The sequence below is a fragment of the Granulicella sp. dw_53 genome, assembly GCF_018449545.1.
Classification (GTDB): domain Bacteria; phylum Acidobacteriota; class Terriglobia; order Terriglobales; family Acidobacteriaceae; genus Edaphobacter.
The window spans coordinates 122,256-136,103 of sequence record NZ_JAAVUR010000014.1 but is presented as its reverse complement, the minus strand read 5'-3'; the positions used below and the strand labels follow the sequence as shown (position 1 = coordinate 136,103).

The 13,848-nt window shown below is 61.2% G+C and carries 13 protein-coding genes; 3 read left to right on the top strand and 10 right to left on the bottom strand.

Translation table 11 applies throughout. From position 1 onward, the window contains the following. Complete coding sequence (locus HB393_RS19700) at nt 1-2,568, bottom strand: LptA/OstA family protein (RefSeq protein ID WP_213806904.1); 2,568 nt, start codon at nt 2,566-2,568, stop codon at nt 1-3. Between the two features lie 56 nt (nt 2,569-2,624). On the opposite strand from HB393_RS19700, the gene HB393_RS19695 reads away from it, so the two are divergent. Beyond that, nucleotides 2,625-3,347 (top strand): hypothetical protein, encoded by a 723-nt coding sequence (locus HB393_RS19695; RefSeq protein ID WP_213806903.1) that lies wholly within the window; start codon nt 2,625-2,627, stop codon nt 3,345-3,347. A 51-nt stretch (nt 3,348-3,398) separates the two neighbouring features. Here the strand turns inward: HB393_RS19695 and HB393_RS19690 are convergent, their stop codons facing one another. Beyond that, nucleotides 3,399-4,046 carry a TetR/AcrR family transcriptional regulator C-terminal domain-containing protein gene (locus HB393_RS19690; RefSeq protein WP_213806902.1) on the bottom strand — a complete coding sequence of 216 codons (648 nt, stop codon included), beginning with the start codon at nt 4,044-4,046 and terminating at the stop codon, nt 3,399-3,401. A gap of 107 nt (nt 4,047-4,153) precedes the next feature. On the opposite strand from HB393_RS19690, the gene HB393_RS19685 reads away from it, so the two are divergent. Next, nucleotides 4,154-5,131, top strand: a complete 978-nt coding sequence (locus HB393_RS19685; RefSeq protein WP_213806901.1) for a zinc-binding alcohol dehydrogenase family protein — start codon at nt 4,154-4,156, stop codon at nt 5,129-5,131. 83 nt (nt 5,132-5,214) lie between these two features. Here the strand turns inward: HB393_RS19685 and HB393_RS19680 are convergent, their stop codons facing one another. From HB393_RS19680 to HB393_RS19645, 8 genes are all read right to left on the bottom strand, one after another. Then, the gene (locus tag HB393_RS19680; protein WP_213806900.1) at nt 5,215-6,180 is read right to left on the bottom strand and encodes a TIGR01777 family oxidoreductase; all 966 of its coding nucleotides are present in this window, start codon (nt 6,178-6,180) and stop codon (nt 5,215-5,217) included. Between the two features lie 15 nt (nt 6,181-6,195). Beyond that, the gene (locus HB393_RS19675) at nt 6,196-6,681 is read right to left on the bottom strand and encodes an SRPBCC family protein (RefSeq protein ID WP_213806899.1); all 486 of its coding nucleotides are present in this window, start codon (nt 6,679-6,681) and stop codon (nt 6,196-6,198) included. Continuing rightward, a complete protein-coding gene (locus tag HB393_RS19670) occupies nt 6,682-7,638 on the bottom strand; it encodes a catalase family peroxidase (protein WP_213806898.1) in 957 nt (318 codons plus the stop codon). It lies immediately after the preceding gene. 60 nt (nt 7,639-7,698) lie between these two features. Next, nucleotides 7,699-9,831 carry a glycine--tRNA ligase subunit beta gene (gene glyS / locus HB393_RS19665; RefSeq protein ID WP_213806897.1) on the bottom strand — a complete coding sequence of 711 codons (2,133 nt, stop codon included), beginning with the start codon at nt 9,829-9,831 and terminating at the stop codon, nt 7,699-7,701. Nucleotides 9,832-9,984: 153 nt separating this feature from the next. Next, nucleotides 9,985-10,947 (bottom strand): glycine--tRNA ligase subunit alpha, encoded by a 963-nt coding sequence (locus tag HB393_RS19660; protein ID WP_213806933.1) that lies wholly within the window; start codon nt 10,945-10,947, stop codon nt 9,985-9,987. A gap of 32 nt (nt 10,948-10,979) precedes the next feature. Beyond that, complete coding sequence (gene recO, locus HB393_RS19655) at nt 10,980-11,717, bottom strand: DNA repair protein RecO (RefSeq protein ID WP_213806896.1); 738 nt, start codon at nt 11,715-11,717, stop codon at nt 10,980-10,982. A gap of 3 nt (nt 11,718-11,720) precedes the next feature. Continuing rightward, nucleotides 11,721-12,170 carry a DUF1569 domain-containing protein gene (locus tag HB393_RS19650; protein ID WP_213806895.1) on the bottom strand — a complete coding sequence of 150 codons (450 nt, stop codon included), beginning with the start codon at nt 12,168-12,170 and terminating at the stop codon, nt 11,721-11,723. Nucleotides 12,171-12,238: 68 nt separating this feature from the next. Further along, nucleotides 12,239-12,499 (bottom strand): ferredoxin family protein, encoded by a 261-nt coding sequence (locus HB393_RS19645; RefSeq protein WP_213806894.1) that lies wholly within the window; start codon nt 12,497-12,499, stop codon nt 12,239-12,241. Between the two features lie 277 nt (nt 12,500-12,776). Here HB393_RS19645 and HB393_RS19640 point away from each other — a divergent pair, with 277 nt between their 5' ends. After that, nucleotides 12,777-13,484: a hypothetical protein gene (locus HB393_RS19640; protein WP_213806893.1), complete on the top strand. Its 708-nt coding sequence runs from the start codon at nt 12,777-12,779 to the stop codon at nt 13,482-13,484. Nucleotides 13,485-13,848: the final 364 nt, after the last annotated feature.

Here is a 13,848-nt window from a genome sequence, read left to right as displayed (position 1 = left end):
TTACTGTTTCACCCGCGTCTCGGTGCGAACCCTCTGCCCCGCGGCGCCATTCACTCCATTCGAAACCACAACACTATTATCGCCCGCATGGAACTGCAAAGACGCGCCCGTTACCTCGCCTTGTGCCTGGTCCATCATCTTGGGCGGCGTTCCTGGCACTCCCGTCATCACAAAAAGCCCGTCAGAGGCTGTATACACCAACCGGTCTCCAGTCGCCCGCCGTCCCGGCTGCGTCATCTCCACCCGCCCCGAAGCCACCATCCGCTCGACGCTGCCCCCCATAAAAGCGCCCTGCGGCGGAGCCTTTTTGCCGGCATCCCCTGCCTTCGCCGAACCAGCCGCCTGCAGGAAGACCACCGCCCCCTGCGCCCGCATAGTCCCATCGGCATCCTCCACCAGCACTCCCCCGTCAAAATCCGCCCGCCGGGCAAGGTCGTTGTACGTCATTACATGACTCGTCACCCGGACCGGCACCGGCTTCTTCGCCGTCTCGCCCTTCTTTGCGACGCCCGGGGTGCCTGGGGAGGCCGTACTCACGAACACAGCGTGCACCCCCATCCCCTTATCTCCATCCTCCCCACGAGCCACCATACGCCGCTCCCGCTGCTCGAACTGCAGCACCGGAGCCATCACCTGGGAGTCCCCCTGCCACAGCCGCGCCGGCCTCCCAGCGACCCCATAGAAGAACGCCTGCCCGGCATCGTGCTTCAACTCCGCCCGCACCGCCAGAATATGCACCGGCTCTCCCGCGGCTGCCGCCGGTTGCCCCGCCTGTTCGGCCTGCTGATAGGTCGCCTTCACACTCCCATCCGCCGCCGCATCGCCCGTCTGCTGATCCATCACCACCCGGTCCGCCCATATCACGCTGCCTGTATCGGACACCTCTACCGTCCCCGTCAAAGTCACCTTCTCCGTCGAGCCGTCATAGACCGCCCGGTCCGCGGTCGCTCTCTGCTCCTCGCCTCCACCCGGACTTCCCTTGGCCTTGACCACCCCGCCCGGCTTCGCCACCGGCAGATTCGTCATCACCACATGCCCCTGCTGCACCGCCGTCGAAATCTCGTCCGCTCCCTGCCCAATCGCCGTCACACCCTTCCCAGATCGCGGCGGCCCACCCGAAACCACCTTACCGCTACGAAACTCCGCGTCCACCGTATCCCCCGAACTCGTCTCCGTAGCCCCCGTCGTGCTTACGCGTCGCAGCACCGTATGCCCCACCCCATGCACATTCTTGACGTGCGCTCCCCCGTCCCGCGTCTCGAAGAGGGCCGTCAAGACATCCCCCGACATCGCACTCGTCGTCGGCCCCTTCGCCGCCTTATCCCCGGCCACCGGCGGATTCACCACCGTCAACCGCGCATCCCCGCTCGCAACCGCCTCCCGTAGCTGAAGCCGCTTATCGCTCCCCGAACTCACCGCCAGCTCCAGCCCCTTCGAACCCAGGTCGCGCTCGCTCCAAAGCACCGTCTCCGTCTCGACCGCTCGTGTCCGCTCATGCACATGCACCCCACCCGTCAGGGTTACATGCTCTAGCAGACCCGCCTTGTTGAAGCGCCCTCGAGCCTCCTCGGCCTCACCTCGAGCCTGCCGCAGCGGCTCATCCGCCGTATACCGAACGTCGCCCGTAAGCACCGCGGTCTCCGGCTGGCTCTGCGGATTCAACGTCACCTCTCCTCGCTTCGCTGTCACCTCACCGCCAGCGCTATCCGACAACGAGACCTCACCCTCACCCTGGCCCCTCTCCACCGAACCATCGTGCCGCAGAAACGCCACCACATGATCCGCCTTCGCAACCCGCGTCCCCGCCCCTCCGCCCAATATCGTATACACCGCCCGGGCCAACACCACCTGCTCCTTCTGCCGGTCCAGCTCCGCCCTGGAGGCCGTCAACACCACCGGCTCCCCCTCCTTTATCCCGTTCATCTTCACCGCCGACTGCAGCACCAGCATCCCGGTATCCGAGTTGTACTCAGCCCCCCGCGCATGTCCCGTCATTCCGTTGTACACAAACTCCAGGTCCTGGTCCGTCGCCGCCACTCCCAGCTTCTGCAAAAACACCAACCCACTCGTCTTTACGTGGATCAGATGCTCATCCTGCCCGTTGCCTTTGCCCCCATGAGCATCATGCCCCGCGGCAGAGCCCACCTTGGCACTCGTAACCACCGGAGCAGGGGCCTGCAGATCGATATGCACTACCCCCATCGCCCGAACTACCCCGGCGTTCTGGTCGTACTCGAACTCGCTCCCGTAGATCCTGTCCACTCGGTCCGCGCTGCCATCCCCCCGCCCATACAGCACAATCCCTACATCCTGCAGAGTGACCTTCCCATCCTTGTGCTGGAGCGTCTTTGCCGCATGGATCGTGTAGATCGTCTTTCCCTTCACCGACTGCGAATACGTAACCCCATTCGTCTCCTGACGAATATCGATTCCCAGCTTCCGCGGCAGATCTTTAATGAACCGGTGCGCCCGATAGTGGGCATATCCCAAAAATCCGGCGATCACCAGCACCAAAAGGGCCGCCCCCGCCAGCAACCAGATCCGCAGCCTCTCTACTGAAACAATCATGTTCGCGCCACTACCATCATCTCACTCCCATCGCGTAAACCCTATAAACTGGAGTCATGGCCGATCAGCTCTACCTCAGTCTCTGGTTCCCCAACTTCCGCTTCGAGGCCCTCCCCGCCGCCCTGACCTCCGTGCTGCGCCAGTTCGCCCTCGTCAGTGGAAACCCCGAGGCCAAGCGCGTCGTCGCCGCCACCGTCTACCCCATCAACTTCACCGAATCTCCCACCTACCAGCGCATCTACGTCAACGACGACCGCTCCGAAGACACCTCCGACTCCATCATCGAGAACGCCGTCGCCGAAGCCACCGAGCACCTCCACGACGACATGGCCGTCGAGTTCGAGATGCAGTGGAACCTCTGGTCGCCCGAGCTCGGAGCCATCGCCTCCCGCCGCAACCAATCCCTCCCTGATATCGACTTGGACTCCGAAACGGGCGAAGAGTCAGCCGACGCCCAGCTCGACCCTCTCTGGAAGCTCCGTCCCACCACCGTCCGCGTCCTCGGCTTCGGCCCCCAGTTCGACGACGCCGGCTTCGAGCAGAACGGCCACATCCGCGTCGACTTCGGCCTCGACACCCCCTGGGTCATGGACGACACCCTCGAAGACGAAGCCCTCGACGAACTCGCCCAGAAGCGCATCCAGCAGAACATCGAGATGCTCCTCGCCTTCACCCTCTCCGTCGAAAAACACTGCGGCATCTCCAGCCGCCTCCTCTGGACCGAGTCCGGCGAACCCCTCGCCGAAAAGCTCATCGCCCGCCTCCAGCGCCTCAACTAACGGTCACTGCGCGGCGCTAATCACTTACGGATGAAGTCAGAGGAAGCCTCCTTATGGATCCTCCGTTGCACTCCGGGGCTCCGCACCTTGCAGAATCAACTCCAAACCCTCCCGAAAACGCCGGTCGTATCGATCGAACAGGATCGCCGATGTCTGCCGGAGAAACGGGAACACCGCCGGATCAAGCCGTGCGTTGCGCTCTTCGATGGAGTAGCGCGGAGACCGCTCGCCAGGGCGTGGAAACACAGCTTGCTCTTCCATGACGAAGCTCAGCGTGTAGTTGTAAATCGTGCTGTACAGAACGACCGAGGCTCGCACCGAGAACCCACAGGCAAGCATCTGGTTGCCGATCTTTTCGACCGTCTTCAGGTACTCCACATCGGTGAGCCTCGTTCCTGCCACCATGCGAGCACCGTCACGGTAGGCAAGCAGCGTCTTCCGTAGCCCTTCTCCAAAGGTAGAGGCCCACACCCTCCAGTCGGACGTCTTCCGTGCTGGAACGAGCTTGCCTGCTCCTTCCGCAAGAACCGTAGTCGCCATCTCGTCGAGCAGATCCTCTTTGCTCTTGAAGTGCCAGTAGATCGTGGCCGCCTGAACATTCAACTCAACCCCGAGGCGGCGAAGCGTCAACTGCTCCAGGCCATCCTCGTTCAGCAGCTTCAGCCCCGCTCGTGTCACCATGTCCCGGTTGATCTTCATGGAATCCAGAATAACAAGCTTGACTTGTTTTTATTGAACGGTGTTAGATTTATTCTAACGTTGTTCAATTTTACATATCACCGCCTCAATAATGAAGGAGGGATTGCATGAAAGCAGCAGTTGTCACCGCAGCAGGCAAGACACCCGTCTATGGCGATTTCGATAGACCCGTTGCAAAGACAGGGGAAGAACTCATTACGGTGCGAGCGTCCGCACTGAGCCAATTCTCAAAATCGCGAGCGTCTGGCTCGCACTACAGCTCGAACGGCGACTTTCCTGCAGTGGCGGGGTCAGACGGCGTCGGTTTAACCCAGGATGGACGGCGAGTCTACTTCGCCTTGCCCCAAGCACCGTTTGGCGCTCTCGCGGAACTCTGTCCCGTTCCCTCCGATCAATGCCTGGAACTCCCCGACTCTCTCGACGACATAACAGCAGCCGCAATCGCAAACCCCGGCATGTCGGCTTGGACCGCACTAGTGGAGCGGGCTCACCTCGTGGCCGGTGAAACGGTTCTGATCAACGGTGCAACCGGAACCGCCGGTAGGCTCGCCGTTCAACTGGCGAAGTATCTGGGAGCAGCAAAGGTCATCGCAACAGGCCGCAACGCCGAAGAACTGGAAGAGGTCAAGAAGCTTGGAGCAGACGTCGTCATTCCGTTCACTCTAGGTCTGCTACACCCCTCGGGAGCAAAGGACTACGAAAACGCTCTGAGACAGGTCTTCGTCTCCGGGATCGACGTCGTCATCGATTACCTCTGGGGAGAGAGCGCAAAGACATTGATCGTAGCCATCGCAAAGACCGTAGAGGACGCCACACCGGTCCGTTTCGTTCACGTCGGCGGAGCTAGCCGCGAGGAGAACATCGAGCTACCGGGCGCCGCACTTCGCTCCTCTGCGATCTTGCTCATGGGGAGTGGAGTGAAAAGCGTGCGCCAACCCGTTCTATTGCAAGCGATCAGGGAGGTCTTCGCGGTAGTTCAGCCGGCAGGCCTGAAGATTGCAACCAAAGTGGTGCCAATCTCCGAAGTCGAAAGAGTCTGGGACAACGCAACTGGCAAGCAACGCATAGTCTTCTCGATACCCTGATCCATCCCGATGGTCGCTGGAGACACGCCGTCAAAACCAGGGCCTCTCACAAGGAGGCCCTCACCCATGCGCTCAACTGAGACTCAATGAGCCGACGCCGCCCGCCCCGCCCGCCATCGCTCCACCAACTCCCGCGCCGCCACAGGCCACTCTGTATAACGAAATTCAAACCCCGCCTCCAGCAGCCGCCCCGGCACCACCCTCCGGCTCTTCAACACCAACTCCGACTCCGTCCGCATCGCCCACGTCCCAATCGCAATCATCCACTCCGCGGTCGGCAACCCGAAGCCGATCCCCCACGCCTCCCGCATCGCCCGCATGAACTCCCGGTTCGGCAGAGGATTCGGAGCCGCAAGATTCACCGCCCCTGTAAACCTCGCATCGGCAATCAACAGCTCGATCGCACGAACAAAATCCGTCTCATGAATCCACGAGACATATTGAGTCCCCTTCCCATTCGTGCCACCCAGCCCACGCCGCACCAGTCCGAGAAATACATCGAATACCCCACCCGCATCCGTGCTAAAGGTCATCGCACTTCGTAGCGCCACCTTCCGAGTCCGTGGTGTAGGAGTCGAAAAGAAAGCCTCCTCCCACCCCTTCGCAACATCGATGGAAAAATTCCACGTATCCGGCGCTCCCGGCTCGTCTCCACCTAACTCTCCAGTGAACTCGTCCATCGGACGGTCCAGCGCATGCCGATAGATCGTCGCTGTACTCGAATTCAGCCACACCGCCGGTGGCCTCTCCAACCCGGCAATCACCTCATTCAGCAGCCGAGTAGAAAATACGCGCGAATCAAAGATCTCTCTCCGGTTCTCCGGCGTATAGCGGCAGTTCACGCTCCGCCCCGTCAGGTTGATGCAGACATCGCTTCCCTCGAGCTCCCGCACCCAATCGCCCGCCGTCCGCCCATCCCAAACCACCACCCGCCACGGAGCCACCGCAACCCTGCGGCTCAGCACCGTCACCTCGTCGCCCTTCGCATGAAAATGCCGCGCCAGGACCTGCCCCACCTGTCCGCTTCCACCCGGAATCACAACTCGCATGTAGCGAGTCTACCTTCAGGTCTCTACATACCGTCGCCAATCCTCCGACTCCGCCACCCGCTTTATCTCCAGATTCCTCTCCCGCAGCAACGTCGTCATATACCGCCGCAGCAACACCACCTCCGCGACTCTGCCAAGCACAGGAATCGGAGCCGCAAAACGGAACACATCCCTCATCTCCGTAACGCCACCCTCCAACTCCCGGAAGAAGTGATCGTGCTGCATCGAGCGGAACGCCCCGCGCACCATCGTGTCCTGAAAGTATCGCGGAGCATCCATCGCCGTAATATCACTGGTCAGCCTCTGCCGAACCCCAAAGTGCCGCGCCCGCCACGTCACCCGGTCTCCCAGCCCCAGCAGCCCGGCCGTGACCCCACCCTCGGCCACGGCCTGCTCACCCCAGTGCACATTCCCCAGCACATGCACCTCGACGCTTCGTGCGAGATCGAAGCACCGCTCCATCGGTGCTTCGATCCTCGTCACCTCTTCCAGCCGGACCACCTACTTCGCCGCCCGCCTCTGCCGCCCGCTTATCAGGTAGACAGCCGCCCGAAGCTCAAGCAAAGGATCGTCCGAAGGCTCAATCCCATCCACCCTCGGAATCGGGTCGAAGATGATCTTCTGCTGCTCCGCCGCGTTGTCCGCCACCGGAGCCGTCAGCTCCATCCGGCCCAGCTCCACCACCTCGCGGCTCGCCGGCCAGTGGATCGTGGCATCGTCCACCACATCTCCCTCGTCCGCAAGTTGAACCAGAATCCGAAACCCAACCGGCCCTGCCGCTACCCGCTCTCCGATCTCATCGAACAGATAATTCGGTCCCTTGGCAGCCGTCGCAGCCTCGTCCAGATGGTCGTTCCCAGCATCGGGAAGAATCCTGTACCGCCCAAACCGGCTCACCCCATCCTTGTTGGTAAACTTCATCGCCGTAACGCCAAAGTACGACTCCCGCGCAAAGCTCGAAGGCGCGGGCTTCGGCGTCTGCACAAACGCCAGCGCCGCCGGATGCCCACCCAGGAACTTCTCCACCGGAGAAGGATTCGCCGGATCCGAAGGCTTCGAGGGATCGGAGGTCGCCAGCGCTCTCAAAAGCTCCAGAAACTCATCTCCGGTCCGCGTCGGAAACCCGTCCGTCGAATGGCTCACGATGTCGGTGTGAACATGCTCCGCCAGATTGAACCGGATCGCCAACCCGCGAGGATTTGCATTCGGATCGTTGTCCGGAATCAAGGGCAGCCCCGTAGAGTTCGAGAACCGCACCGTCACCGGCGTAGACGCGCGCTCAATATGCGGAGCCCGCGTCACCTTGGACGCTCCCGCCGAAGGGGTAAACGTCCCCGTCAACATCGTGCCCTTCGCATGCGCCGGACGAAACCCCGGATTCAATCCAAATATCTGTTGGAACTGTGCAACAAGGCTCTCGCTAAGTGCCAGCAACTTTTCATCGGTAGGTAGAGGCATGGTGAATCTCCTTCATCTCCACTCTACCCAAATTCGCCCACCCAACCTGTGAATCCCCGCCTACAGGCCCGCCGTAACAATCTCCGAAAAATCCGCGATCCCCGAGAAGTCTCCCAGCACTCTCTCCAGCAGAGCCAGCCGATTCCCCCGCACCGCCGCATCCGGAGCCATCACCATCACCGCCTCGAAGAACGCATCCACCTGCGGCCGCAACGTAGCAATCGCCTCCAGCGCAGCTGCATACCTTCCCTGCTCCCGCAGCCCCTTCACCGCCCCAGCCAGCTCCGCAGAGCGCTCCGCCAGCGACCTCTCGCTCGCCTCCGTCAGCAGAGCCCCATCCACCACTGCGCCTGCCGCAAACCCCTTCTCCCCAGCCTGCGAAAGAATATTCTTCATCCGTTTGAACGCCGCCGACACCGCCGCAAAATCATCCGAGCCGCGCACCGACGTCACCGCCTCCGCCCTCGCCACCGCATCCCGGACATCGTTCGCGCCTGCAGCCAGCACCGCCTTCACGACGTCATAGGCCTGCCCCTTCACCTCGCGCAGATAGAACTCCAGCCGCTCCGCCAAAAACACCTCTAGCCTCGAGACCAGCTCCTCCTTGTGCCCAGCCGCTGCTTGAGCGATCTCCCCCAGCGTCAGCGGCAAAGCCACCGCACTCTCCGCCAGAATCTTCACAATCCCGTTCGCGGCCCGCCGCAGCGCAAACGGATCCTTCGACCCGGTAGGCTCCAACCCCAACCCGAACATCCCCGCAATCGTATCCGCCTTGTCGGCAATAGCCAGCACCGCCCCCTCCACCGTCCGGGGAACACTGTCCTCCATCGACTTCGGCAGGTACTGGTCGTAGATCGCCGTGGCCGCAGCCGCGCTGAACCCCTGCGCCCGCGCATACAGTCCACCCACAACGCCCTGCAGCTCCGTAAACTCCTTCACCAGCTCGCTGGTCAGATCGGTCTTCGCCAGCACCACCGCCTCGTCCAGCGCAACCACATCCACTGCAGCGCCCCGCAACACAACCAACCCCGCCAGCGCAGCCGCCACCTTCTTCACCCGCTCCGACTTCGCCGCATAGCTTCCCAGATCCTTCTGGAACGTCACACTCTCCAGCAGCTTCACCCGCTCTACCAGCGGCACGCGCTGATCAAACTCCCAGAAGAACCGGGCATCGTTGAACCGCGCCCGCAGCACCCGCGCATTCCCATGCCGAATCACCTCCAGCCCCGCCTCATCGGCCTCCATATTCAGCACCGCCAGAAAGTGCGGAGCCAGACTCCCCGCCTTATCCTCCACCGCGAAGTAGCTCTGGTGATCCCGCATCACCGTCACCAGCACCTCCTCCGGCAGCTCCATATAAGCCGCCTCAAATCCACCCAGTACCACCGAATCTCTGCCCGCCGAACCCTCCACCGAAGCCCACTCCGTCAAGTGCGTCAGCTTATCGACCAGCCCATGATCCTCCCGCCACCGCAGCCCATCCACGCTCCGGGTCGCCCGGTCCAGAGCCTTCCGAATCCGATGCCGCCGCGCCTCCACATCCACAATCACAAAAGCCTTCTCCAGCGCCTCTACGTAAGTCCCCGGAGCCCACACAGCAATCTCCCCATCCCCAAACAACACCCGGTGCCCAAACGTCACCTTCCCCGCCGTCTTCCCCGCAAACTCAACCGGAACCACCTCACTCCCCAGCAGCGCCACCATCCACCGCACCGGTCTCACGAACCTCTCCGGCTTCCCCGCCCGCCAATACATATTCTTCGCCCAATAAATCCCCGCCAGCTCCTTCGGCAGCTCCGCGGCAATCACCTCCGCCGCACTCCGCCCCGCCTTCACCGAAGTCGCCGCCAGGTACTCCCCCTTCGGCGTCGAAACCGTCTTCAAGTCCTCAACCGCCACGCCAGCCTTCTTCGCAAACGCCACCGCCGCCGGAGTAGCCACCCCATCCTTGAACGCAATCTTCGCCGAAGGCCCCACCAACTCCTCCGCCACATCCTCTTGCCGCTCCGCGACCCCAGCCACCGTCACCGCCAGCCGCCGCGGCGTAGAGAAGCCCCTGCTCTCGACACCGGCCCTCACCAGCCGCTCCCGCTCCAGCATCGCCACCACGCGCCGCTCCAGCTCCGCCTGCGCCCCTGCGATCATCCGTGCAGGAATCTCCTCCAACCCAATCTCAAACAAAAACTCAGCCATAACCGTCCTATTCTCTAATCCTGAAACCAATCCAAGTGCCCATCCTGACCGCAAGCGATTAGAGAAGCACCTTCACCCGCAAACTAGAACCCGCACCAAAGCCCGGGTGCCCCATCCTTTGCAGTCTCATCGCAAAGGGTGGGACGTAAACCCTCAAACCGCCACACCCTCTTTCGCAACCTCATTCAGCATCTGTCCCTGCGCCGCATAAGCCTTCGCCACGCCCACCACCAGCATCCGAATACGTGCCATCACACCCACGCGCTCCGTCACGCTGATCGCCCCACGAGCATCCAGCAGATTGAACATATGCGAGCACTTCAACGCCAGCTCATACGCCCCCAGCACCGGAAACCGCTTCAGCTCCAAAGTCTCCATCCCCTCAAAGCCCTTCGCCTTCTCCAACAGCCCCAGACACTCCGCCTCGTACGAGTTCAAGTGCTCCCAAAGCCGCCCCACATCCGCATAGTCGAAGCTATAGGCCGAGAACTGCTCCTCCTCCGCCAGCCGCATCTCTCCATACGTCACTTTGCGGCCCGTATCCGGCTCCACCGCCCACACGATGTCGTAGATCGAGTCCACATCCTGCAGGAACCCCGCGATCCGCTCCAGCCCATACGTAATCTCCCCGCAGATCGGGTCCAGATCCATCCCCCCGCACTGCTGGAAGTACGTAAACTGCGTAATCTCCAACCCATCCAACATCACCTGCCAGCCGACACCCCAGGCGCCGCCCACCGGCCACTCCCAGTTGTCCTCTTCGAACTTGATATCGTGTTCCTTCAGGTCGATCCCGATCGCCACCAGCGACTCGAGATACATCTCCTGCACCCGCTCCGGTGGCGGCTTCAGAATCACCTGCAACTGCGTATGCCGAAACAGCCGGTTCGGGTTCTCCCCATACCGTCCATCCGCCGGCCGCCGCGAGGGCTGCGCATACGCGATCCTCACCGGCTTCGGCCCAAGCACCCGCAAAAACGTATCCGGAGACATCGTCCCCGCCCCAACCTCTACGTCGTACGGCTGCTGCAAAACGCAACCCCGGTCCGCCCAAAATCGCTGCAAAGTAAACAACAACTCTTGAAACGTCAACGCCTTCTTTTTATCCAAGACCATCTGCTGATTGTAGCGAATCGGACGAACGCGATTTACGAAATCCGCCCCAAGGCCCGCGCACTCATCAGCCTCCGCTCCAACCCGCGCTCCAGCATATCCACTGCGAACCGCCGCAGCTCCGCCACCCGCTCCCTCGGCCACTCCTCCACAGCCAGCCCCTTCACCGTCCCCCGAAACATCCGCATCGCCTCGCCCACCGCCTCCGCCGACAACGCAACACTCCCACCCCGCCGGTCGTCCTCGCACGTCACCCCATCGCTCGTCGGCGAATACCACACCGTCCCACCCCTCAGATCCAGCCCACACACATTGCAATGCCCCAGCTCCGGCATCCAACCCATCAGCCGGTTCATCCACAGGCAGAAGTACGTCACCGGCATCCACACCCGCCCCACCTGCATCTCCTCCATCGCCGCCACCGCCAGCCGAAACACCGCATCGTCCACCGCCCCTTCCGGCAGCTCCTCCAACACCTCGGCCACCAGCTCCAGCGCCGCCGTGCGTTCATAGTCGATCGGCCTGCTCAGCGGCGACGAGACAATCTCGAACGAGTCCATCCGCACCAGCTCCTGCTTCGGCCTCTCCGAGTACGAGGCCCGCACATGCGTCATCGGCTCCAGCGCCCCGCCGAACCGCCGTCGGCTCCGCATCGCATGCCGAGCCACTCCCTTCACCCGCCCCTGCTCCCGCGTAAACAGGCTCACCAGCAGGTCGGCCTCATGGAAGGGCCACGTCCGCAACACGATCGCCTCACCCACATGCTGAATCATCCTCTACCGCCCAAACTGCCGCAGATGATGGTCCGTATGCAGATATCCCCACCGCATCCAGTCCTTCTCTGTCATCGACCCCAGGATGGGGTGCGTCGCAGCCCAGTCCGATGCGCGAACCATCCGCTCCATCTTCTCCATCGCGGAACACCGCAGCACCTCGAACTCCTCGCCACAGCTCTCCTGCACAGCGCGCAATAGGTCCGGCGGCGTCGCATAGTCCTTCGGCCAGCGAAACCCCGACCGCAGCGCCATCCATTTCATCACCGTCGGTGGAACACCCTTCACCGGCTCTACCATCCGCTCCCCCAGAGCCATCTCAAAGGCGTGCCCCAGATGCCGAACCATCTTCGTCGCAGTCATCCGTCCCCACAACGCTCGATCGTCGACACTCACGCTTCGCAGCCGCGCCGCCGTCTCCGAGAGCACATCCGCCGAGGCCAGACTCTTCATCGCACCCTCACCCCAAAAAGCAAAACGCGCGACCAGATGGCCGCGCGCCTCAACTCAAACCTTAGAATCTATCGGCCAAAATGAGTCGCGTTCTTCTCCTGGAAGGCCGCCCATTTCTCCGGCAGATCGTCGCCAGCGTAGATCGCCGAAACCGGGCAAACCGGAACGCACGCGCCACAGTCGATGCACTCTACCGGATCGATGAACAGTTGCTCGGTATCGCCGTAGCCCGTCTCATCCTTCTTCGGGTGGATGCAATCCACCGGGCAAGCGTCCACGCATGCCGTATCCTTCGTCCCGATGCATGGTTCCGCAATCACATAAGCCATCTCTAAACTCTCCCTTTTGCCCTCATCTGAAAATCAATTTTGCAGTTGAGCTTTGTTAAGAATTCTAACAGCACACCCTTCCCTGCCTGCAAATAGCCTCCGTAAGCCATCGCACAGACCGAACCCCTCGCTTAAAACATCAACCGAATCAATGGGAAAAACCACGCAAAAGCGACTAAGTTGTCTCAATTGTTCATTGACCCCTGTTCTAGAGGACGATAATCTGCGCCAAGAGGCTGATTCCCTAATCCCGAACGCCAGAGATGAGAGGGAAAAAATGAACATTCGTCGCCAATTCTTTAATCGCAGCACCGCTCCAAGTGGAGCAGCTCTATTGACCCTGCCCAACCTTGGCAGACTCTCCCCTGCTAAACCAGACACCCACAAAAGAAGATCCAGCAAGGCCCTGGAGCTTGCCACCCAGGCCAGCGTCCTGGACTCCTACAAACACAAAGATGGAGATCCCCAAGCCTACGCCGCCAGCGCGACAGCCAGCATCCGTCTCATGGCCGCGATGTTCGAAGACCAAAACGAGGCCGGCGTCACGGTAAGGGACGAGGCCTATCTCCTCAGTCACCAGGATACGGTCCGTCACTTCGAACCGACCCCATCCTTTCTGCAATCATTGCAAGCTCAACTGATCGCCCTTGGAGCGGAGGAGGCGGAGATCACCACCCAGGACATCCTCGTCCACACCTCTCCCAGCCAAAGCAACCTGGAAGACCACTTCGAGCAGGTCAAAGCATGGGGGCTCGGACTCTTCTATAGGAACGCCGTGCAAGCCATATCGTCGAAGGCCTTGGGAGAGTTGTCCACCGTCGCATGCTCGCCAGCCTATAAGTCAAACATGGACCCCTTCAGCTCAATAGAGGCGGATCACGCCAATCGAGACACCCTCCAGTGCGCAACCATCTTCGCAAGCCTCACCGAAAACACCGCCGCAGCCACAGTATTTACCCTGTGGTCGCTCGTAGAGCGTTTGTAGGGAGACACAGTTGCTGAAATCCCATTGATTGAGCAGTAACGTTCCCTTGGGATCATGATTACTTCCGAGAAGCCGACATTTGAGGAATAATCTGAGATTGTGAATGACATTAGCGATTTCTTGTGTCAACCGGGTCCCATACGCAGAAGCAAGGATAGAGTTCGCACCATCGCGAGTTCCGAAACGAGAAGGTATCATTCATCGGGAGCTCAGGATAGAAGCGCGCATCTTATATATCAAGGGTTAGAAAGGTTAGGTTGCTTCGAGTGCCAAAAGATTCGCGCATCGAACTCGCGGCAATTGATGACCAGCTATTGGATGGTCTTGATTTCTGTCGCAAAGTATATGACCTTTTCGACCAGAT